The organism is Polaribacter sp. KT 15 (assembly GCF_900143115.1).
Taxonomy (GTDB): domain Bacteria; phylum Bacteroidota; class Bacteroidia; order Flavobacteriales; family Flavobacteriaceae; genus Polaribacter; species Polaribacter marinaquae.
The window spans coordinates 2,463,991-2,487,793 of record NZ_LT670850.1; the positions used below are offsets into that span (position 1 = coordinate 2,463,991).

Consider the following 23,803-nt stretch of genomic DNA (forward strand, 5'->3'; position numbering starts at 1 on the left):
TTTTTAAAAAGTATATTTTAGTGTAAAACCAACTTTAGGAGCATCAAATAAAATAGGATCTTGAACAAATGAAGGTTTTAATGATAAATTATCGTCTGTATTAAATTGTATTAAATGTGCATTTACACTAGCTTCTACAATCTGTAATACATAAATAATTACACCCCACATTAAAGATAAATCTCTATTTTCTCTTAATTGTTCTTGCGCTCTTTCTAAGGTTTCTAGAGATACTGTAACTTCTCCTAAGTCGTTTGTAAACTCATCCTGAAAACCAGATTTTCTAAGTTTATAAGCGGTTCTATAGCGTTTATATTCGCTGTTGTTATTTAAATAAAAGTAAGTAGGTGTTGCTATGGCGCCCCAAACTAATGGAGCTTTCCAATATTTTTTATTATAAATTTGACCTAAACCAGGAAAAATAGCAGAATAAAAAGCAGCTTTAGCTGGCGCTAAAGGTTTATAAACACCTTCTTGTATAATAAGATTCTGTTTTGTCTTAACTTTTGTTGAATCTTTTTGCGCAAAAAGATGAAAAGAAAAAAACAAAACAGAAATGGTTATTATAATTTTTTTTGAGATCACTTATTTTAATAAGTTTTTTATTCGGTTAAAATCTTCTTCAGAATGAAATGGTATCGAAATTTTACCTTTTCCGTTTGCACTAACAGAAACATCAACTTTATGACCAAAATATTCGCTAATATCCTTTAGGCTATTTTTTACAAAAGTTGGTACCGTTTTTTTCTTAGGCTTAGCAATAAATCCAGATTTTAAGCTTTTTACTAAATCTTCTGTTTGTCTTACAGAAAGTTTTTCTCTTAAAATTTTTTCATAAATGGCTAATTGATCTTCTGTGTTGTCAACATTAATCATTGCACGACCATGTCCCATAGAGATAAAACCATCTCTCATACCTGTTTGTAATATTGGATCTAATTTTAATAAACGTAAATAGTTAGTTACCGTAGATCTTTTTTTACCAACTCTTGTACTTAATTCTTCTTGTGTTAATTGAATTTCGTCAATTAAACGTTGGTAAGAAAGTGCAACTTCTATTGGATCTAAGTTTTTACGCTGAATATTTTCTACCAATGCCATTTCTAGCATTTCTTGGTCATTTGCTAATCTAATGTAAGCAGGTACCGTTTTATTTCCTATTAACTTAGAAGCTCTGAATCTTCTTTCACCAGAAACTAATTGAAATTTATTACTTTCTAATTTTCTAACAGTAATAGGCTGTATAACACCTAATTCTTTAATAGAACTAGCAAGCTCTCTTAAAGCTTCTTCGTCGAAATATGTTCTTGGTTGATAAGGGTTAACATCAATTTTATCTAATTCTATTTCGATAATACTACCAACTAATTTGTCGGCATTTTTATCTGATGCAGAATTTACATTTGGTGTGTCTTGTTGTAATAAAGCAGATAATCCTCTTCCTAACGCTTGTTTCTTAGTCGCTTTTGCCATCTTACGAATTCTTTTTTAATAATTCTTGAGCTAAATTTAAGTAATTTACAGCTCCTTTACTTGTTGCATCATAAGCAATAATGCTTTCACCATAACTTGGTGCTTCACCTAAACGTGTATTTCTTCTAATAATTGTATCAAAAACCATAGAAGAAAAATGTTTTCTTACTTCATCTACTACTTGATTCGATAACCTTAAACGAGCATCGAACATTGTTAATAATAAACCTTCTATATCTAAACTTGGGTTGTGTATATTCTGAACACTTTTTACAGTATTTAGTAATTTACCCAAACCTTCTAGTGCGAAATATTCACATTGAATTGGTATAATCACAGAATTTGCAGCAACTAAAGAGTTTAAGGTAATTAACCCTAAAGATGGTGCACAATCTATTAAAATATAGTCATAATCGTCTTTAATTTCTTCTAACGATTTTTTTAACATGTATTCTCTTTCTTGCTTATCTACAAGTTCTATTTCAATAGCTACTAAATCTATATGTGCAGGTATAATATCTACATTTGGCGAATCGGTTTTAATAATCGCATCTTTAGCTGATAAAGTGTGCTCTAAAACATGATATGTTCCGCCTTCTACAGTTTCTACATCTATACCTAAACCAGAAGAAGCATTTGCTTGCGGATCTGCATCTATCAACAAAACTTTTTTCTCTAAAACACCTAAAGAGGCTGCTAAATTTACACTGGTAGTTGTTTTACCAACACCACCTTTTTGATTTGCTATTGCAATAATTTTACCCATGAAAATAAATAGATTTATCTAAATGTAAAATTACATTTTTTTATGATTTTTAGAAGTGAAAGATGTTAACAAATGAATAAAATTTTAAAAAACTGATAATCAGTTAATTAAATTTATTTTTATTTTCTTTTTACACAAATTGATGTAATAAAAAACCGAAGGAATCCTTCGGTTTTTTACCAGAAAACAACTGCTATTTTTTTGGTGTATTTTTTAATATTTCAATTAAAAAGTTCCAGAATTTTTGTGTTGATGATATACTTGCGCGTTCGTCTGGCGAATGTGCGCCTCTAATTGTTGGTCCGAAAGAAACCATATCCATTTCCGGATAATTTTGCCCTAAAATTCCGCATTCTAAACCTGCATGACAAGCAGCAACATTTGCTTTTTCTTGATGTAATTCTTCATATAAATTAGAAACGATATCTAAAATTTCTGAATTTACATTCGGTTGCCATCCAGGATATTCTCCTGAAAAATCAACTGTAAATCCAGACAATTCAAAAGCAGATTTTAAAGAATTTGCTAAATCTAATTTATTAGTTTCTGATGAAGATCTTGTTAAACAACTAATTTTAATATTGCCATCTTTTGCAACAATTTTGGCAATATTATTAGAAGTTTCTACCAAACCTTCAATATCTGGACTCATTCTATAAACTCCGTTTAAAGCTGTGTAAATAGATTTTATAAAACCTTCTTGCACACCCAATTCCATTACCTTTTCAGGTAAGTTTGTGTCAGAGATTTCAATATTTAGATTTGGTTCTAAAGTTGCAAATTCTTTTTTAATATTACTGATTAATAAGTTGCTTTCAAATAAAAAAGCTTCTTTAGAAATTGCATCAACAGTAACCACAGCAAAACTTTCTCTTGGTATAGCATTTCTTAAACTACCACCATTTATTTCTGATATTCTTAAACCATAATTAGTAAATCCGTCAAATAATAAACGGTTCATTATTTTGTTGGCATTACCTAAACCTTTGATAATATCCATACCAGAATGCCCGCCATTTAAACCATTTACAGTGATAGAAAAGGCATTTGAATTTTCTGGAACTTCCTCTTCTTTATACGTTCTTGTTGCGGTAATATCTACGCCACCAGCACAACCCATTCCTATTTCATCATCTTCTTCTGTATCTAAATTTAGTAAAATATCACCTTTTAAAATATTTCCTTCTAAACCCATGGCACCAGTCATTCCGGTTTCTTCATCAATTGTAAAAAGTGCTTCAATATTTGGATGTTCAATTTCTGTAGAAGCCAAAACAGCCATTATTGCTGCAACACCTAGACCATTATCTGCGCCAAGTGTTGTGCCATCTGCTTTTACCCAATCTCCATCAACAATCATTTTAATTCCTTCAGAATCAAAATCGAAATTAGTTGCTGCATTTTTTTGATGCACCATATCTAAATGACTTTGTAAAACCACTGTTTTTCTATCTTCTAAACCTTTGGTAGCTTTTTTATTGATAATTACATTACCAACTTTATCTACAAATGTTTCTAAATTTAGTTTTTTACCAAAATCTACCATAAACTGTATAACACGTTCTTCTTTTTTTGAAGGACGCGGAACAGCGTTAAGGTCTGCAAACATATTCCAAACTTCTTTTGGTGCTAAATTTCTAACTTCTGTGCTCATAAAAATGTTTTAATTTAAAGTGTAAATTTAAGAGATTTCGATAACACTTTCTGTTAGATTTTTCCTAACTTTTAATAAATCTTTCATGTAATCGTCTTCTGCTCTAAAACCAACCGGTAGCACTAAAACAGATTTTAAATTATGTTTTTCCAATCCTAAAATTTCATCGTATTTAGAAGGAATAAAACCTTCCATAGGGCAAGAATCTATATTTAAACTTGCACAAACTGTTAGTAAATTACCTAAAGCAATGTAAGCTTGATTTTTATTTGCAATAGCTAATTCTTCTTGTGTTTTTTTCTGAATTTCTGCCGTTAAAAAATCTTTAAACGGGTTTAAAATTTCATCGGGTGTATTTCTGATTTTTTTTACTAAGTTGAAATATTCTGTAACTTCTTTTGTAGTGTAATTATCTTGTATGCAAATTACAAATAGGTGAGAGGCTTGTACAATTTGCTGTTGATTAAAAGAAAACGGAAGCAGTTGTTCTTGAACTTCTTTATTATTAATTACAATTAATTTTATAGGTTGTAAACCATAAGAAGTAGCTGTTAAATTAAAAGCTTCTTTTAGTGTGTTTACTTGTTCTTCTGTTAGCTTTTTATTAGCATCAAACTTTTTTACTGCATAACGCCATTTTAAATTATCTATAATAGTCATGTTTTAAGCTTATTTTATTTTACAAAAATATGACATTAATCTTGCTTTCTTAAAATTGCTTAATTATATAAATTTATAGAAGTATCAATTTTTTTGTACTTTTAAAATAAAAACTATGAATGAAGATTTTCTTCATTATGTCTGGAAATATAAAATGTTTTCTAGCGTAAAATTGTGCACAGTAAATAACGAAACGCTCTCGATTCTTAAAACAGGTTTGCATAATCAAAATGCAGGACCCGATTTTTTAAATGCACATTTAAAGATTGATGATCAAACTTGGATAGGTAATGTAGAGATTCATTTGAAATCATCAGATTGGTATTTGCATAATCATGAATTAGATAGAAATTATGAAGCTGTAATTTTACATGTTGTTTGGGAAAACGATGCTTTGATTTATATGAAAAATAATAAAGCAATACCCACCTTGGTTCTTAAACCTTTTGTAGATAAAAATCTTTTAGATAATTATAAGAGTTTACTATTGTCTCGAAAAAATTGGATTCCTTGTGAGAAAAACTTATCACAAATAGATTCGTTTACTTTCAATAATTGGAAAGAGCGTTTGTTTTTTGAGCGGTTAGAAAGAAAATCATCAGAAATTAAAATTCTCTTAGAAGTAGAGCAAAATAATTTTGAAGGGGTTTTATTTCAATTATTAGCTAAAAACTTCGGATTAAAAATTAATGGAGATGCGTTTTTGGCTCTAGCAAAATCAATTGATTATTCGATTGTAAAAAAAGTAAGTGCAAATTCTACACAGTTTTCTGCGTTACTTTTTGGACAAGCAGGTTTTTTAGAAGAAGACATTCAGCATAATTATTATTTGCTTTTAAAAGAAGAGTATATTTTTTTAAAACATAAATTCCATCTAAAACCTTTATCAAACAATCAGTTTTCCTTTTTTAGAATGCGTCCTAATAATTTTCCTACCATAAGAATTGCACAGTTAGTTGCATTATTAAACAAAGGGAAAAATTTATTTTCTAAGATTATTGAATCAAATACGCTTGCAGATTTTTATGATTTATTTAAAATTGATATGATTGATTTTTGGCAAACACATTATAATTTTGAATCCGTTTCTAAAAAATCTTCTAAACGACTTACCAAATCATTTATAGATTTATTGATTATCAATACAATAATACCTTTAAAGTTTATGTATCATAAGAGCAGAGGAGAAGTAAATGAAGAAACTTATTTAGAAATTTTAAGGGAAATTAAATCAGAAAAAAATAGTATTATTTCTAAATTTACAGAGTTAAAAGTTTCTTCTGAAAGTGCATTCGACTCTCAAGCTTTATTAGAGCTTAAAAACAACTATTGCGCACTTAAACGATGTTTAGAATGCGCAATAGGTAAAAATGTTTTAAGTAAAAGTTAAATTACTTTGGATCTAAAATGTTGTTAATATTTACAATTAAATCTTTGTAATGATACTTAGATATTTTATTTATAGCTCTTTTACTTGCAGTGTTTAACTGGTATTTTAATGTTGTTAATTCTCCTCTAACAATTGAAGAAATATCTGTACTTGTTGCAGATTTATCACTCATTAACGAACCTAATCTTTTGATAAAAGATTTTTGAAGCTTTCTTCTTTGTAAGTCTACGTTTTTAGTACTTCTAGCTTCAGAAAATATTCCTTTACGTAAATCGCTTATCATGTCTGATGCAGGATAGAAATTATCTTGAATAACTTCTGCTTCAATCATTCTTTCTAAAGTTCTATAATTTAATAATGTTGCTAGATTTCTGTCTTGATAACGACCTAACTTTTCTGTATAGCCTGTTTCATCTATCTTATTAAGAATGTTTTTATCAAGTAACCAATTCTGAGTTTTAAATACGTTATTTAATAACCAATTTAAAGATTCTTTTTGAACGTTTTTAGAAACTGGTACATAAATAGCACCTTGTTGAGATGGTTTTTTGTTGAATTCGTATACTCCACCAATATTACCAGTAACATGACCAACATAACGCCCCCAAACACTTAGTAATTCACCATATAATTCATTTAAATCTTCGTAATTATTTGTTTGATTAGAAGTCCAATTAGGTAAATTTTTAGCAACAATTTTTAAGTTTTTTACTCCGTATGTACTAGATTTAACTTGATCGTTACCAATTCCTTCTGTTTGTGCAGATGGATCAAAACGCTGGCCACCAAATCGATAAATTGGGTCATTTCCTTTTTCTTCAATCCATTTGTCTAAAGTTTTAACTTCTTGTTCTGGTGAAGTAACATTTGGTATTTTTCTGTAACCCCAGTTAATTGCATAATGATCGTAAGGACCAAGTTGTCTAATAAAACGTATGTTTTTATCACCTGGTTGAGCAACATAATTATATCTTGCGTAATCCATAATTGTTGCTGCAATTCCGTTTTTTTGAGTAAAATCACCAGATCTTAAAGAGTCTGTTGGGTATGCATAACTAGCAGCCATGTTGTGTGGTAAACCTAAAGCATGACCAACTTCATGAGCAATTACCATGCGCATCATGTCGCCAATTTCTTCATCTGGTGTGTCTAAAGTTCTCGCAGAAGGATTCGCAGCACCAGTTTCTAGTAAGTATCTGTTTCTGTAAGAACGTAAATGATTGTGGTACCAAATAACATCACTTTCTAAAATTTCACCAGATCTTGGGTCAGAAACACTTGGTCCCGTTGCATTTCGAGTTGTACTTGCCACGTATCTAATAGAAGAATAACGAATATCTTCCATACTAAATTCTGGGTCTTCTTCTTTTGTTGGAGGCATTTTTGCCATAATTGCATTTTTAAAACCAGCAGTTTCAAAAACTTTTTGCCAATCATCTACACCTTGTTTTATATATTTTCTTAGTTTTTCTGGTGTTGCAGGGTCTAAATAATAAACAATCGGTTTAATTGGTTCTACTAATTCTCCTCTATTATAAGCAGCTTCATCTTTTGGTTCTAACCTCCATCTTCTTATGTATCTTTTGCTGTCTGCTTTTAAGGCTTCAGAACTATAATCTACATTACCAATTGTAAAATAACCAACTCTTTTGTCGTAAACTCTCGACATCATTGGTTCTTCTGGTAATAAAATCATCGATTGATTAATTCGCATAGAAATCGTATTTGTATTTCTATTACTTGGCGGTGCATCAGCATCAAATGTAAAATCTTGAATTACCTCTATGTTTTTTGGGTAGCTTTTAATGCTACTGATAAAGCTTCTAGAAGCATCTAACCTTCTAACTTTGTAGTTTTTTCTGTAATATGATGGTAAGCCAGAAATTGCTTTAATATCTGTAGAGAAAAACTTAGTAACGTCTACTAAAACTGCAGTAGAGTCTATGTTTTGAGATTTTACATCAAAAGCATAAATTATTGGTTCTAAATTATTTGCTTTTACAGATTTGTAAATAGGTAAATTATCTTCTGCAATAGCATTGTAAGATTTTACTTTTAATAAGATTTTGTTTTTATATTTTTCCCAAACAATAACTTGTGTGTTAATTTTAGAACCAGCATTTACATAACCACCACCTAAATTAGCAGGAATTTCTTTAATTCTAGTAACTAATAACATTTCTTTACCTAAATAAGAATTAGGAATTTCATAAAGAAATTTATCTTTATTTTCATGTACTTTAAACAAACCATCGTCAGTCTTTGTGCTTTTTTTTACAAAGTCTGAATATTTAGGAGTTTTACTTTTTTTAGGAGCTTTGGTTTCTGTGTTTTTTTCAGTTTTATTTTTCTTCTTTAATTTAATTCGACCACTTTGACTAAATAAATCGGATGTGAAAAGGAGTGAAGTAACTAATGAAAATAAAATTATTTTTTTCATAATAGATTGGTTAATTATTTAATCTACTAAATTATTAAAATTAGCTGAAGCAGATTCTTATATTTCTGTTAAAAAAGAACCTCAAAAAACAGTAGTTTTTTGAGGTTTTCATAAATATGATAAGAAAAATTTTTTTAATACAAACTTTTAAATTTCTTTGGATTCGATTCGTGCATAATATCATAAATCTTTTCAAAAATATCTTCTGCAGAAGGTTTAGAGAAATAATCTCCGTCTGTACCATAAGCAGGTCTATGTGGTTTAGATGCCAATGTAGCTGGTTTGCTATCTAAATATTGATATCCGTTTTGTTTTTCTAAAATTTCTTGCAATATATAAGCAGATGCTCCACCTGGTACATCTTCATCAACTACTAATAATTTGTTAGTTTTAGCAAGACTTTTAACACAATCAGAATTTAAATCAAAAGGTAACAAGCTTTGTGCATCAATAATTTCTATGTTAATACCTACTTGTTGTAATTCGATAGCTGTTTCTTGCACAATTCTTAAAGTAGATCCGTAAGAAACAACTGTAATATCTGTACCTTCTTTAACAGTTTCTATATAACCAATAGGTGTTTTAAATTCTGCTAAATTTATAGGTAATTCTTCTTTTAATCTATAACCGTTTAAACATTCTACCACTAAAGCAGGTTCGTCTCCTTCTAGTAAAGTGTTGTAAAAACCGGCAGCTTTAGTCATGTTTCTAGGAACTAAAACATGCATTCCTCTAACGTTATTAATAATACCACCCATTGGTGAACCTGCGTGCCAAATACCTTCTAATCTATGACCACGAGTTCTAATAATTAAGGGTGCTTTTTGTTTACCAAAACTTCTATAATGTAATGTTGCTAAATCATCACTCATAATTTGTAAAGCATACAATAAGTAATCTAAATATTGTATTTCTGCAATTGGTCTTAAACCACGCATTGCTAATCCAATACCTTGTCCTATAATTGTAGCTTCTCTAATTCCTGTATCAGAAATTCTAATATCGCCGTATTTTTCTTGTAAACCTTCTAATCCTTGATTTACATCACCAATAAAACCAGCGTCTTCACCAAAAATTACAACTTCTGGATGCTTCTTTAAAATTGCATCAAAATTATCTCTCATTACAATTCTTGCATCTACCAAGTTTTGTTTTTGAGCATAAACAGGTTTTTTAGCGCTTACATTTAAAGCACTGTAATTACTTTCGCTATATAAATAAGAAGAATATTTATAAGCTGCTGCCTCAATCGTTTTTTTAATAAAGTTTTGAAGTTCTATTTTCTCAGAAAATTCTTCATCCTTTAAATAACGAAGTGTTTTTCTAGTTGCAATTAAAATATCTTTTCTAATTGGTTCTACTAGTTTTTCTAAATCGTTTTTATATTTTGTAATAAACGCGCTGTTTTTACTTTTTTTAGCAACTCTGTCTAGTAGATTTGCCGCAATTTTTACTTCTGCAATTAATTCATTGTTATAAGCGTTCCATGCATTTCTTTTTGCAGTAGTAACTGTTTTTTTAGCTTCTTTTTCTAGAATGATTAAATCGGCTTCAGAATCTACAAAACGCAAAGTTTCTCCGTTTTCTGTTTCTAATTCAAAATCTAAAATCCATTTTCTCATTTTAGCAATACAGTCGTGCTCTTTTTCCCACTGTAATCTTTCTTTTCCTTTATATCTCTCGTGAGAACCAGATGTAGAGTGCCCTTGAGGTTGTGTTAATTCTTTAACATGAATTAAAACAGGTACATGTTCTTCTCTAGAAATTTTAGCCGCTTTATTGTAAGTGTCTATTAATTTTACATAATCCCAACCATTTACTACAAAGATTTCATAACCATTGGCATCGTTGTCTCTTTGAAAACCTTTTAAGATTTCAGAAATACTTTCTTTTGTAGTTTGATGTTTTGCGTGAACAGAAATTCCGTATTCATCATCCCAAACACTCATAACCATTGGTACTTGTAAAACACCTGCAGCATTAATTGTTTCGAAAAATAAACCTTCACTTGTACTTGCGTTACCTATTGTACCCCAAGCAATTTCATTACCATTTTTAGAAAAGTTGGTTTTGTGTTGTACACTTTTTTCGTTTCTATAGATTTTAGAAGCTTGCGCTAAACCTAATAAACGAGGCATTTGACCTGCAGTAGGAGAAATATCTGAACTAGAGTTGTATTGTTCTGTTAGGTTTTTCCAGCTACCATCTTCATTTAAACTATGTGTGGCAAAATGACCACCCATTTGTCTACCAGCAGACATTGGTTCTATATCGATATCTGTATGAGCATATAAGCCAGCAAAAAACTGTTGTGCAGTTAATTCGCCAATTGCCATCATAAAAGTTTGATCTCTGTAATAACCAGATCTAAAATCTCCTTTTTTAAAGGCTTTTGCTAAGGCTAATTGAGGCACTTCTTTACCGTCACCAAAAATTCCGAATTTAGCTTTACCAGTTAAAACTTCTCTTCGACCAAGTAAACTACATTCTCTACTAATTTTAGCAATTTTATAGTCGTTTAAAACTTCTGCTTTAAAATCTTTAAAAGAAAGTTCTTTTGTATCTTGAGTAAGTGTTTTCTGAGCCATATTTTTCTTGAATTATACTTTTGCAAAAGTAGTCATTTTAGTTGATATTTAAAAATTTCTTATTTATTTAGTAATTTATCAACAAATTAATGTTTTTAGTTTAAAATTTTACGAATAATTAAATTTTATAGATTTATTTTAAAAATCTGTACGAAATAGAAGTAAATGAAGATTATTATAGAATAACCTAAAATTTAATTAAACATTCTTAAGTGCTTAAGTAAAGAAAAATGTGTGTTAAAGTTGTTTTAAAATTAGAGGAAGCTAGAATTGGTTTTTACAAAAATCCTCGTCTAAAGAAATTGTAAATAGAACCTAAATCGCCTGTAAAAGTAAATCTAATTTTTTGAGGATACGCTTCTTGAGAAACCTCCCAACCGTTATTAGAGTATAGCGGTAAATAGATTTCAAAAATATTATGAATAAAGTTTAAACGGATTCCGTTTTCATAACCAAAAAATAAATATTGGTTTTTATTTTTAAGGAAAGCAACATCATTATAAAACTCTACCCATCTCCATAAACCAATGCTAGAGTTTAGAGATAACATATATTGATTTGCAAATCTTGTCGGTAAAACAGACTTAAAACCACCTTCTGTAATAATATATTGTTGGCTAAAAATACCAGAACTTTCTGATCTACCGTAGTAATTTAATTCAAATAAATAGTCGTTAGCTCTATCTAAACCAAAACTAAAATAATCTCCTTCAGATTTATTATGAAGAAATACGCCCGCAAAAACTCTAAAATCTAACTGAGTGTCTGATGTTGTTAGCTTTCTAAACCTATAATCTGCAGAAATCTTAGAGAAATTTTTTGCAACTTCTCCTGTAAAACTATACCTAGTTTCATCAATTATATCAGGATTGATATAATTATAGCTTAAACTAAATACATTGTAATTATCTTGATCTGTTTTTGTTTCTAGCGGAGAAATTTCTTTATTAATATGAACAATTTTTGCTCTTAAATTTTCTGTACTTGCATCTCTTAAAGATTTTCTTTTAAATTGAATATCTACATATGGTATTAAAGAGCTGTAAGATAATTCTGGTGCATATTGTAATGTGTTTCCGGCAATACCATATGCAATTTTATAAATGTTAGTTTCTTCAAAAAACTGATTAAAAGCTACAGAAAAAGAACCGTTTATCATTTTACTTCTGGTTGCATAACCTGGCGAAATTTTAAATTCTAAATTTCTTTTGATAATAGGCTTATTATGTAGTTTTACGCCTAAAATTAATCCGTCGTAAAAATTATATCCAAAACTAGGTTGATAAAAAATCTGATTGTAATTTGGTGCTTTAACATCTTTAATCAAAGAAAATTTTAAAGGTTTGTTAAATAATTTTCTCTTTACGTTGTAATAATTATCTAACGTATTGTATTCCGGATAAATATTTTCGTAGTTTAAAGCAATTTGGTCAAATTTACCTTTCGGAAGGCTAGTGGTAAGTGTGTCAGAAACGTTAGTAAACCATTCTTTATATTTTATTTCTTTATTTTTTATTCCGTATAAAGCAATAGGAGCCGTAATATTTCTCTTATTTTTAATTGTAACTTTTAAGCTGTCATTTGTTTCTTTAACTTTATCGATAGTATAATCTATCTTTTTGTTAGTTTTTATAAAGTCTTTAAAAAACCATGAAATATCTTTTGAAGTATTCTTAGTTAGAATATTTTTAAAGTCAGAATCGTTAGTAACTTTAAGTTTATTTTTTTGATAAAATTCTTTGATACTTTTATTTAAAATAGCTTCACTTAAAAAACCTTTTAAATAGGTAAAACCTAAACCAGCTTTATATTTGCTTACTATTCTTCTGTTAAAGTTCGATAAAGAATCTGCAGGAGTATTTAATGCTTGATCTAAAAATCGTCTGGCAGTAAATTGATATACAAATGGATATTTTTCGTTAAACTGAAGTTTAGAAATATTAAATCTTTTTAAAAACCAAGAGTTAGATGCTTTTCCTAAAAGTTTAATTTCTGGATAAAATTTATTTACATACTCAATCATCAAATAATTTTGCAAGCCATCTATTAACCAATAATCTTTTCTTTCATTAATTAGCAGAGTTTGTTGTAAATATTTTTTTGATAAAACTTTAAATAAGGTTAAATCTTGTTTAAAAACATCAGAAAAAGGTCTAATAAAATTAGGTAATTGCGTCAATCCGTAAATAGGATTTTGTTTACGCATTACTTCATCAATAAAAATTTTATCAGTAGGTAAAACTCCTAAATATGACGTTAAAAAACTTAGCTCTCTATTTAAGATTACTTTTGTGATATTTTCGTTGAAATCTTCCTGTAAAATATCAGTTTGAATTTCATGACTATCTGTATGAAATTTTTTAAAAGTATTTTTTCTTTGGATGTCTAAAATAACATCTTTTTGGTTTTTACCATAAAGGTTGTAAGTAGTAAAAACGCTATCGATATTTGGTTTTTGTTGTTTTAAACTACTTGTTAAGTTAAGGTAATTTGGTAATTTAAACTGAATGTTAAAAGTGGTGTAATCTTCAAATAAATCGTTAAGATTTAAGTTACTCATTAACTGCCATCCATCTTTATAAATTGCAGGTGTTAAATACCAATATCTTAATCTGTATCCGTTATTATATTTACCATAACCTGTAAATTTAGAGTTCGGAATTTTTAAAATATAAGTAACATTAATTCTTGTAGTTTCTTTCGGTTTTAATGGTTTATTAAGAAATAGCTGTAAGATATCTTCTTTGTTTTCTAACTCATTATAAACAATATTATTAAAATTTATTGTAATGTTTTTGATGTCTGAAAAACCTAAATCTTTTTGATTTGCAAAATATAAGTCTTTTCTAAAATCTTGAATAAAACGTTTTGAAAGTGGAGTTTTTCGATCTTTAAATGCGTTACCCCAATTGTGAAGAAATATGTGATTTAATTCTTGATTAGAAGTGTTTGTATAAACAATTTCTTGCTGAATCATTAATTTATCTTCTTCTACATTTAAAGTGGCTTTAATATTAATCGCATTTTGTTGTGCTAAGTTAAAGCCACTATAAAGTAGCATGAAAAATAGTATGTAAACTTGTTTTTTCAATAAAGGTAAACTAATAAATCTTTAATTAATTTTAGAAGTTTGGTTTAAGCTGGTATTTTGCGTAAAATTTATTAAAGTGTTCAACAGCTTCTTCTGCAGTGTCTACCACTCTAAATAGGCTTAAATCTTCTAAACCAATATTTTTTTCAGTAATTAGTGTGTTTTTTATCCAGTCTAATAATCCGCCCCAAAATTTAGAACCAACAAGTACAATTGGAAAACGGCCTATTTTTTTAGTTTGTATAAGTGTAATTGCTTCAAAAAGTTCATCTAAAGTTCCGAATCCACCAGGCATCACTACAAAACCTTGCGAATACTTTACAAACATAACTTTACGCACAAAGAAATAATCGAAGTCTAAACTTTTTCCTGGATCAATCCAAGGATTGTCATGTTGTTCGAAAGGTAATTCGATATTTAGACCAACAGAAAGTCCTTTACCTCTGTTTGCTCCTTTATTACCAGCTTCCATAATACCTGGTCCACCACCAGTAATAACACCAAAACCTGCTTGCGTTAATTGAAAACCAATTTCTTCTGCTAATTTGTAATATGGATGATCTGTTTTTGTTCTTGCAGAACCAAAAATAGAAACACAAGGACCAATTTTACTTAATTTTTCGTATCCTTCTACAAACTCTGCCATGATTTTAAATATAGCCCAAGAATCGTTTGTTTTAATTTCGTTCCAAGTTTTAGTTTGTAGTTTTTCTTTTATTTTTCTATCGTCATTTGTCATTTTAAGTATATTTTATTTATTGTATCATGCTTTTAAAAAAGAAAAGCCTGCTAAATTAGTAATTTTTTTAAGAATTTGGCGGTGTAACTAGTTTTATGTTTTGCAATTTCTTCTGGTGTACCAGTAGTTAAAATTTTACCACCTTTTTTACCGCCTTCCATACCAACATCAATAATGTAATCTGCTAATTTTACAACATCTAAATTATGTTCTATAATTAAAACGGTATTACCTTTATCTGCTAGTTTATTTAAAACTTCCATTAGCACTCTAATGTCTTCAAAATGAAGTCCGGTTGTGGGTTCGTCTAAAATATAAAAAGTATTACCAGTGTCTCTTTTAGACAATTCTGATGCTAGTTTTATTCTCTGTGCTTCTCCACCAGAAAGCGTAGTAGATTGTTGCCCAAGTGTTATGTACCCTAAGCCAACATCTTTAATGGTTTTAAGCTTTCTGTGGATTTTAGGAATTTTGATAAAAAACTCTGTTGCGTCTTCTATAGTCATTTCTAAAACATCAGAAATAGATTTTCCTTTGTATCTAATTTCTAAAGTTTCTCTATTAAAACGTTTTCCTTGGCAAGTTTCACATTCTACTTGTACGTCTGGTAAAAAGTTCATCTCAATAACTTTAACTCCGCCACCTTGGCAAGTTTCGCATCTACCACCTTTAACGTTAAAAGAAAATCGTCCAGGTTTGTAACCTCTAATAGAAGCTTCAGCTGTTTTTGCAAATAAACTTCTAATTTCATCAAAAGTTTTGGTGTACGTTGCTGGGTTAGATCTGGGAGTTCTACCAATAGGAGATTGATCGATATCAATAACTTTATCAATATGTTCTAAACCTTCAATTTTTTTATAAGGCATTGGTTTTTTAACACCTCTGTAAATATGAGCGTTTAAAATTGGGTATAAAGTTTCGTTGATTAAAGTCGATTTTCCACTTCCAGAAACTCCGGTAACACAAATCATTTTACCTAAAGGAAATTCTACAGATACATTTTTTAAATTGTTACCTGTTGCTCCTTTTAACTTGATCTTTTTTCCGTTACCTTCTCTTCTTTTTTTAGGAACTTCAATCTTTTTTCTTCCTGTGATATAATCTGCTGTAAGTGTTTTTTGTTTTTTTAATTGACTAAATGTTCCTGCGGATACAATTTCGCCACCATGTTTTCCTGCTCCTGGACCAATATCAAAAACAAAATCTGCTTTTTCAATCATATCTTGGTCATGTTCTACAACTAACACAGAATTACCAATATCTCTAAGTTTAACTAAAGAATCTATTAATTTTTCATTATCTCTCTGGTGTAAACCAATACTTGGTTCATCTAAAATATATAAAACACCAACAAGCTGAGAACCAATTTGAGTAGCTAATCGAATTCTTTGCGCTTCTCCACCAGATAAAGATTTAGAAGTTCTGTCTAAGGTTAAATAGTCTAAACCAACGTCTAATAAAAACTGAATTCTAGTTCTTATTTCTTTTAAGATTTCAGAGGCTATTTTTAGCTGTTTTTTAGTTAAATCTTTTTCTATGGTTTTAAACCATTTAGCAAGTTCTGTAACATCTAATTGTGCTAAATCGCTAATGTTTTTATTTAAAATTTTAAAATGTAAAGCTTCTTTTTTTAATCTTTTACCATGGCAAGTAGAACATGTAACTTCGTCCATAAAACCTTTTGCCCATCTTTTTATAGAAGTACTTTCTGCGCTCTTGTACTGGTTTTCAATAAATGCGACAATACCTTCAAAATCGATTTTGTAATTTCTTCTTACTCCAACAGTTTTAGATTCTATTTCAAAAGATTCGTTACCACCATTTAAAATAATATCTAATGCTTCTTTAGGAATGTCTTTAATAGCGTCTGTTAGTTTAAATTTATAACGTTCCGCAATATTTTGAATTTGTTTAAAAATCCAACTGTTTTTTTGTTCTCCAAGCGGAGCAATTCCACCATTTTTTATAGAAATTGAATCATCCGGAATCACTTTAGATAGATTAATTTCATTAGTTAATCCTAACCCGTTACAAGAATTACAGGCACCTTTAGGTGAGTTAAAAGAAAAAGTGTTTGGTTCTGGATTTGGGTAAGCAATACCCGTTGTAGGACACATAAGTTCTCTACTAAAATATCTTGGGTTATTATCTTCAACATCAATAACCATCATTATATTGTTACCAGAATATAAGGCTGTTTTTATAGTTTCATCTAAACGTTTCTCTACGGATTTGTTTACGGCTAAACGATCGATTACAACTTCAATATCATGAGTTTTGTATCTGTCTAGCTTCATTCCTTTTTCAATTTCTTGAATTTTACCATCTACACGAACTCTTAAAAAACCTTGTTTAGAAATTTGTTCGAATAATTCTCTATAATGTCCTTTTCTAGATTTAATTAAAGGTGCTAAAACGGCAATTTTTTTGTTATCAAAATCTTTTAAAATAAGATCTTTAATTTGCTCATCAGAATAACTTACCATTTTTTGGCCTGTGTTATATGAGTATGCTTCACCAGCTCTTGCAAAAAGTAATCTTAAAAAATCATAAATTTCTGTAATGGTACCAACAGTAGATCTCGGACTTTTATTTGTTGTTTTTTGTTCGATAGATATTACGGGTGATAAACCATCAATTTTGTCAACATCGGGTCTTTCTAATCCTCCTAAAAATTGTCTGGCATACGCAGAAAAAGTCTCTATATAACGCCTTTGTCCTTCAGCATAAATAGTATCAAAAGCTAAAGAAGATTTTCCGCTACCACTTAAACCAGTTATAACTACTAGTTTTTCGCGAGGAATTTTTACATCAATATTCTTTAAATTATGAGCCCTTGCTCCGTAAACTTCTATATATTCTTGGTCTTTCAAATGTGCCTTATTTTTCAAAAAAAGCAAAGTTAATCATTAGAAATTTAATTTAAGAATCAATCTAAAAACCTTTATAAATGTTTTTTAACTAGTTTTAAGATGTTTAAGAAATAAAAAATCTTCCTTTTAAAAATGTAAAATAGTATCTTGCGATATATTTAATTTGGTAAATAATGATAGACAGTATACGTCATTTTTTTGAAAGAAATGGATTTGGAGTCTTTTCTAGATTGGCAGATAGATTAGGGATGAGAGCATTAAACGTTCGTTTATTCTTTATTTATGCTACATTTTTTACTGCAGGTTTGTCTTTTGGCTTGTATTTAACAATGGCTTTTATTTTAAAATTAAAAGATATGATTTACACCAAAAGAAGCTCGGTTTTTGATTTGTAAAATATGAAGTTTCTAAAATCGAAAATAAATAAAATTGCTTTACTAGTTATGTTAATAATTGGTGTTGGTACAATTGGTTATATGTCGCTTTCTGGCTATAATTTTGTAGATGCACTTTATATGACAGTAATTACTGTAACAACGGTAGGTTTTGGTGAGTTGCAGCCTTTTTCACCTGAAGAAAAAGTATTTACAATTTTTTTAATTTTAACAAGTATTACCATTTTTGGTTATGCGGTTTCTTCGTTTTCAGAATATTTGGTTAGCGGTAAATTATTTCAACATTTTAAACACAGAAAAGTGGAAAAACAAATAAATCATTTAAAAAACCACACTATTGTTTGTGGTTACGGTAGAAATGGTAAGCAAGCAATATTAAAATTAGGAAACTACAATAAAGAATTTGTTGTTGTAGAAAAAGATAAAGAAATGATTTCTTTTTTAGATTCTGAAGGGATTTTAAATATTGAAGGTGATGCAACTTTAGATGAAACATTATTAAAAGCCGGAATCGAAAAAGCCTCTTTTTTGATAACAGCTTTACCTTCGGATGCGAATAATCTATTTGTAGTATTAACTGCAAGTCAATTAAATAATAAGTGCACAATTATTAGTAGAGCATCTAACGAATCTTCGTACAAGAAATTAAAGTTTGCCGGTGCAAATAATGTAATAATGCCAGATAAACTTGGCGGAAATCATATGGCATCTTTGGTTACAACGCCAGATGTTATAGAATTTGTAGATAGATTAACTATAGAAGGTGAAACAACTGCAAACCTAGAAGAAATAGCTGTAAACGATTTGCCATCTAAATTTATAAATAAAACTATTTTAGATTTAGACTTAAGAAAACAAACTGGTTGTACCGTAATAGGATTTAGAAATCCGGATAAAGATTATGTAATCAATCCAGAGGCAAACATCAAATTAGTAGAAAATTCTCAACTAATTGTTTTGGGTAGGCCAGAGCAAATAATTAAACTAAGACAAATCTTTTAAATGGAAAAAGTAATTATTACGGGTAGTAATGGTTTGTTAGGTCAATCTCTACTAAACTTGTTACTCAAAAATAAAGATGTGTATGATGTTTATGGTTTTTCTAAAGGAAATAACAGAAGCGGAAGAAAAGATTTTAAGTACTCGTCAATAGATATCACCAATAAAATTTTATTAACTGATGCTATTCTAAAAATTAAACCAGATTTTATTATAAATACAGCAGCTATGACAAACGTAGATGCTTGTGAAGATGCCAAAGAAACTTGTAACGAGTTAAATGTTTTAGCGGTAGAATCGTTAAAAGATGTTTCAGAAAAACTTAAAATTCATCTAATTCATATTTCTACGGATTTTATTTTTGATGGCAAAAAAGGATACTATAAAGAGTCTGATATTCCGAATCCTTTAAGTTATTATGGCGAGTCAAAATTAAAATCTGAACAAGTTTTATTGAATTCAGAAATAGATTTCACAATCTTAAGAACAATTTTAGTCTACGGAAAAGTTTTTGACATGAGTAGAAGTAATATTGTACTTTGGGTAAAAGAAATGTTAGAAAATAACAAAGAAATTACGATTGTTGATGATCAATATAGAATGCCAACTTATGTAGAAGAATTAGCATTAGCTTGCAAGGTTGTTATTGATAAAAAAGCAAAAGGAATTTTTAATATCTCTTCGGATAAACTGCTTAGTGTTTTTGAAATCGCACAAGAAATTGCAGAGGTTTTTAACTTAAGCAAAGATTTAATAAAACCAATTTCTACCAAAACTTTAAATCAAAAAGCTTTAAGACCTGCAAAAACAGGTTTCGACTTAACTAAAACGAATAAAGAGTTAGGCTTTAAAACAAATTCTTTTAAAGTAGATTTACAAAAGTTTAAAGAAACGTTGTCATAAAGTTACTTTTAACGCTTAAAACTTGTTAAAAGAGCATTTTTTTATGATATTGCGGGTCACTAAATTTAAATTAATCAAATTTCTATTATGAATAAAAAACTTCTTTCGTTGCTAATGTTAGCAACACCCTTTTTTACATTTGCTCAAGAAAAAGGTTTAGATCAACAAATTGATGAAGCATTTGGTAATGCAACAGGATGGTTTGTAGATTTTATTTTTTATCAAATTCCTTTTACAGATACTATTAGTATTTATTGGGTTTTATTCCCGTTAATATTAGGAGCTTTATATTTTACAGTTTATTTTAACTTTATCAATTTTAGAGGTTTCTTTACTTCAATAAATATTGTTAGAGGAAAATATGACGGTTTAGAAGGTAAAGGCGAAAATAAAGCTATTGAAGTTTCAAATAATGTTTCAACAACAGAAGAAGGTGATAATCCTGACACAATTAGAGTAGAGGGTCATGAAGGTGAGGTTTCGCATTTTCAAGCATTAACAGCAGCGCTTTCTGCAACTGTAGGTTTAGGTAATATTGCAGGTGTTGCAATTGCTGTTTCAATTGGTGGTGCAGGTGCAACATTCTGGATGATAGTTGCTGGTTTCTTAGGAATGGCGTCTAAATTTGTAGAATGTACTTTAGGTGTAAAATATAGAGATATCGAAGCAGATGGTACTGTTTACGGAGGGCCAATGTATTACTTAACAAAAGGATTAAAAAATAAAACGCTAGGTAAGATTTTAGCAGCTTTATTTGCAATTTTTGTTATTGGTGGTTCTTTTGGAGGAGGAAACATGTTTCAGGTAAATCAAGCTTTTCAATTAGTTCAAAATATTACAGGTGGTTCAGAGTCTGTTTTAGCAGGTAAAGGTTGGTTGTTCGGTTTGGTTATGGCTATCTTAGTTGGTATTGTAATTATCGGTGGAATCAAGAAAATTGCTAAGGTTACAGATAAAATTGTTCCTTTTATGGTTGCAATTTATGTGGGTGCAGCATTGTTTGTGATTTTTGCAAATTATGATATGATTGGTGATGCTTTCGTGCAAATTTTTGATGGTGCTTTTAGTCCAGAAGGAATTGCTGGTGGTGCAATTGGTGTAATGATTCAAGGTTTTAGAAGGGCAGCATTTTCTAATGAAGCAGGTATTGGTTCTGCTTCTATTGCGCATTCAGCAGTAAAAACTAAATACGCAGCAAGTGAAGGAATGGTTGCTTTATTAGAGCCATTTATTGATACTGTAGTGGTTTGTACAATGACAGCTTTAGTATTAATTATTACAGGTAATGTAACTGCAGAAAATGCATCTTTAAGTGATGCGCAAGCAATTTTATTAACTTCAGGAGCTTTTGAGTCGGCTATTTCTTGGTTTCCATACGTGTTAACAGTTGCAGTAGTTTTATTTGCATTTAGTTCTATGATTTCTTGGTCTTACTATGGTTTTCAAGGTTGGTCTTATTTATTCGGAAGATCAAAAAAGATGGAATACACTTACAAAGTTATTTTCTGTATTTTTGTTATAATAGGTGCGGCAGCTAGTTTAGGTTCTGTAATTGGTTTCTCTGATGCAATGGTGTTTGCAATGATGGTTCCAAACATGATAGGTTTAATTCTTTTAGCGCCTAAGGTTAAAGTAGAATTAAAGAAGTATATGAGTGCTATTAAAACAAACAAAGCATAAAAAGTACAAATGAACATATTCAAATCCCATTTCTGGTATAATAAAAACCAAAGAAATGGGATTTTTTTATTGGTTATAATTATAGCTTTATTCCAAGTTTTAATTTTCTTTTATAAGGACTCAAGTAAAGATCTATCAATAATTGATAATGCTCGAACTTTAGCCTTTTATAAGAAGATAGATAGTTTAAAATTAATTGCTTTAGAATCAAGAAAGCCTAAGTTATATCCTTTTAATCCGAACTATATAACAGATTATAAAGGTGTTCAATTAGGAATGTCTATAAATGAAATAGATAAGTTACTTGCTTATAGAAATCGAAATCAATTTGTGAATTCTAAAGAAGAGTTTCAGAAAGTTACAAATGTTTCAGATTCACTTTTAAATAGAATTGCTCCGTATTTTAAGTTCCCTGATTGGGTTACTAAACAAAAAACAAGTACATCTAATTCTACTATTGTTAAATATACTAAAAATCAGAATAAAACTCTATCGACAGCAGATATTAATAAAGCAACTTTAGAAGATTTTAAAACAATTGATGGTGTTGGAGATAAAATTTCAGCCAGAATTATTAAGTATCGTTCTAAATTACAAGGATTTTCTATGCTTAGTCAACTAGACGAAATATGGGGTGTTAAGCCAGAAGTTTTGGTTAAAATTAAACAAACCTTTAAACTTGTAGAATTACCATATATTCAAAAAGTCAATGTAAATACAGCTTCTTTTAAAGAAATTCTTAAAACTCCGTACGTAGATTATGAATTGTGTAAAAAGATATTTGAGTACAGAGATGAGGTGGCTGAATTGCAAAATATTTCACAATTAAAAAATATCAGTGGTTTTCCGTTAGATTTGTATGACAGAATAGTCTTATATTTGGTAGCTAAATAAACAACTCAAAATTCTTACCAGATGAACAGTATGTACTTTACTGAAGAACACGACGCTTTTCGTGCAAGTTTTAAAGATTTTTTACAGAAGGAAGTAGTTCCTCATATTGATAAATGGGAAAAAACAGGAACCATAGACAGATTTATTTGGAAAAAATTTGGCGAAATGGGATATTTCGGTTTGCGTACACCAGAAGAGTACGGGGGGTTAGATTTAGATTTATTCTACACCGTAATTTTTTTAGAAGAATTGCAAAAGGTTAATTCAGGTGGTTTTGCAGCAGCAATGTGGGCGCATGAATTTTTAGCAATGACACATCTTAATAAGGAAGGTACAGAATTTATCAAACAAAAATATCTTGTACCAAGTGTAGAAGGCGATAAAATTGGTTGTCTTTGTATTACAGAGCCTTTTGGTGGAAGTGATGTTGCGGGTATGAGATCTACAGCTATTAAAAAAGGTGATAAGTATATTCTAAACGGATCTAAAACTTTTATAACTAACGGAGTTTATTCAGATTATTTAATAGTTGCAGCAAAAACAGATCCTTCGGATAAATATAAAGGGATTAGTATTTTTGTTGTCGATAGAGAAGCAAAAGGTATTTCTGCAACGAAATTAGATAAACTTGGTTGGAGAGCTTCAGATACTGGAGAAATTGCTTTTGATAATGTAGAAATTCCTGTTGAAAACTTAATGGGAGAAGAAGGAAAAGGCTTTCCTTATATCATGCAACATTTTGCTTTAGAAAGATTGATAATGGGGGTAAATGCACACGCAAGAGCAGAATTCGCAGTAGATTATGCAATTAATTACATGCAAGAAAGAGTTGCTTTTGGCAAGTCTTTAGATAAATTTCAAGCTTTAAGACATAAAATAGCAGAAATGTCTAGTAAAGTAGATATGTGTAGAGAGTATAATTACTCGATAACTAAAAGATTAGATTTAGGAGCTTATGTTGTTAAAGAAGCAAGTATGTCTAAATTATTATCTACAAAGATAGCAGATGAGGTTATTTATGATGCTTTACAACTTTTAGGAGGCTATGGTTATATGGAAGAATATCCTATGGCAAGGTTGTTAAGAGATAGTAGATTAGGTCCAATAGGAGGAGGAACTTCAGAAATACTAAAAGAGATTATAGCAAAAATGGTAATCGATAATAAAGAATATAAACCAGCTACTTAGTACATTTTTATATTTTATTATTTTTTGACTTTATAATGATTATTTAAAACCTGTTTTAAACTATTGAAAA

Annotated in this window: 17 protein-coding genes; 7 read left to right on the top strand and 10 right to left on the bottom strand. The window is 29.4% G+C overall.

All coding sequences use genetic code 11. From position 1 onward, the window contains the following. Positions 1-3: 3 nt before the first annotated feature. The 5 genes from B5464_RS11080 to B5464_RS11100 form a co-directional block, all read right to left on the bottom strand. Complete coding sequence (locus B5464_RS11080; protein WP_077808802.1) at positions 4-585, bottom strand: DUF5683 domain-containing protein; 582 nt, start codon at positions 583-585, stop codon at positions 4-6. After that, complete coding sequence (locus tag B5464_RS11085) at positions 586-1,473, bottom strand: ParB/RepB/Spo0J family partition protein (RefSeq protein ID WP_079738416.1); 888 nt, start codon at positions 1,471-1,473, stop codon at positions 586-588. Position 1,474: 1 nt separating this feature from the next. After that, the gene (locus B5464_RS11090; RefSeq protein WP_077808806.1) at positions 1,475-2,239 is read right to left on the bottom strand and encodes a ParA family protein; all 765 of its coding nucleotides are present in this window, start codon (positions 2,237-2,239) and stop codon (positions 1,475-1,477) included. Between the two features lie 193 nt (positions 2,240-2,432). Then, a complete protein-coding gene (locus B5464_RS11095; RefSeq protein WP_079738417.1) occupies positions 2,433-3,893 on the bottom strand; it encodes an aminoacyl-histidine dipeptidase in 1,461 nt (486 codons plus the stop codon). Positions 3,894-3,920: 27 nt separating this feature from the next. Next, positions 3,921-4,553, bottom strand: a complete 633-nt coding sequence (locus tag B5464_RS11100; protein ID WP_079738418.1) for an NAD(P)H-dependent oxidoreductase — start codon at positions 4,551-4,553, stop codon at positions 3,921-3,923. 115 nt (positions 4,554-4,668) lie between these two features. Between B5464_RS11100 and B5464_RS11105 the strand changes: the two genes are divergently transcribed. Further along, complete coding sequence (locus tag B5464_RS11105; RefSeq protein WP_079738419.1) at positions 4,669-5,943, top strand: DUF2851 family protein; 1,275 nt, start codon at positions 4,669-4,671, stop codon at positions 5,941-5,943. Position 5,944: 1 nt separating this feature from the next. Here B5464_RS11105 and B5464_RS11110 read toward each other — a convergent pair whose 3' ends face one another. From B5464_RS11110 to uvrA, 5 genes are all read right to left on the bottom strand, one after another. Beyond that, positions 5,945-8,383 carry a zinc-dependent metalloprotease gene (locus tag B5464_RS11110; RefSeq protein ID WP_079738420.1) on the bottom strand — a complete coding sequence of 813 codons (2,439 nt, stop codon included), beginning with the start codon at positions 8,381-8,383 and terminating at the stop codon, positions 5,945-5,947. A gap of 134 nt (positions 8,384-8,517) precedes the next feature. Continuing rightward, positions 8,518-10,971, bottom strand: a complete 2,454-nt coding sequence (locus B5464_RS11115) for a thiamine pyrophosphate-dependent enzyme (RefSeq protein ID WP_079738421.1) — start codon at positions 10,969-10,971, stop codon at positions 8,518-8,520. Between the two features lie 277 nt (positions 10,972-11,248). Then, complete coding sequence (locus B5464_RS11120) at positions 11,249-14,032, bottom strand: aminopeptidase (protein WP_079738422.1); 2,784 nt, start codon at positions 14,030-14,032, stop codon at positions 11,249-11,251. Between the two features lie 61 nt (positions 14,033-14,093). After that, entirely contained in the window at positions 14,094-14,801 is a 708-nt protein-coding gene (locus B5464_RS11125; RefSeq protein WP_079738423.1) for a TIGR00730 family Rossman fold protein, read from the bottom strand. Positions 14,802-14,851: 50 nt separating this feature from the next. Then, on the bottom strand, positions 14,852-17,674 hold the full coding sequence (gene uvrA / locus B5464_RS11130; RefSeq protein ID WP_079738424.1) for an excinuclease ABC subunit UvrA: 2,823 nt from the start codon (positions 17,672-17,674) through the stop codon (positions 14,852-14,854). Between the two features lie 173 nt (positions 17,675-17,847). Here uvrA and B5464_RS11135 point away from each other — a divergent pair, with 173 nt between their 5' ends. The 6 genes from B5464_RS11135 (at position 17,848) to B5464_RS11160 (ending at position 23,733) form a co-directional block, all read left to right on the top strand. Then, on the top strand, positions 17,848-18,069 hold the full coding sequence (locus B5464_RS11135) for a PspC family transcriptional regulator (protein WP_077808815.1): 222 nt from the start codon (positions 17,848-17,850) through the stop codon (positions 18,067-18,069). 3 nt (positions 18,070-18,072) lie between these two features. Beyond that, positions 18,073-19,071, top strand: a complete 999-nt coding sequence (locus B5464_RS11140) for a TrkA family potassium uptake protein (protein ID WP_079738425.1) — start codon at positions 18,073-18,075, stop codon at positions 19,069-19,071. Then, positions 19,072-19,971, top strand: a complete 900-nt coding sequence (locus B5464_RS11145; RefSeq protein ID WP_079738426.1) for an SDR family oxidoreductase — start codon at positions 19,072-19,074, stop codon at positions 19,969-19,971. 87 nt (positions 19,972-20,058) lie between these two features. Then, complete coding sequence (locus B5464_RS11150) at positions 20,059-21,651, top strand: sodium:alanine symporter family protein (protein WP_079738427.1); 1,593 nt, start codon at positions 20,059-20,061, stop codon at positions 21,649-21,651. 9 nt (positions 21,652-21,660) lie between these two features. Next, positions 21,661-22,545 (top strand): helix-hairpin-helix domain-containing protein, encoded by an 885-nt coding sequence (locus B5464_RS11155; protein WP_079738428.1) that lies wholly within the window; start codon positions 21,661-21,663, stop codon positions 22,543-22,545. A 21-nt stretch (positions 22,546-22,566) separates the two neighbouring features. Then, a complete protein-coding gene (locus tag B5464_RS11160) occupies positions 22,567-23,733 on the top strand; it encodes an acyl-CoA dehydrogenase family protein (RefSeq protein ID WP_079738429.1) in 1,167 nt (388 codons plus the stop codon). The last annotated feature ends 70 nt before the right edge of the window (positions 23,734-23,803 follow it).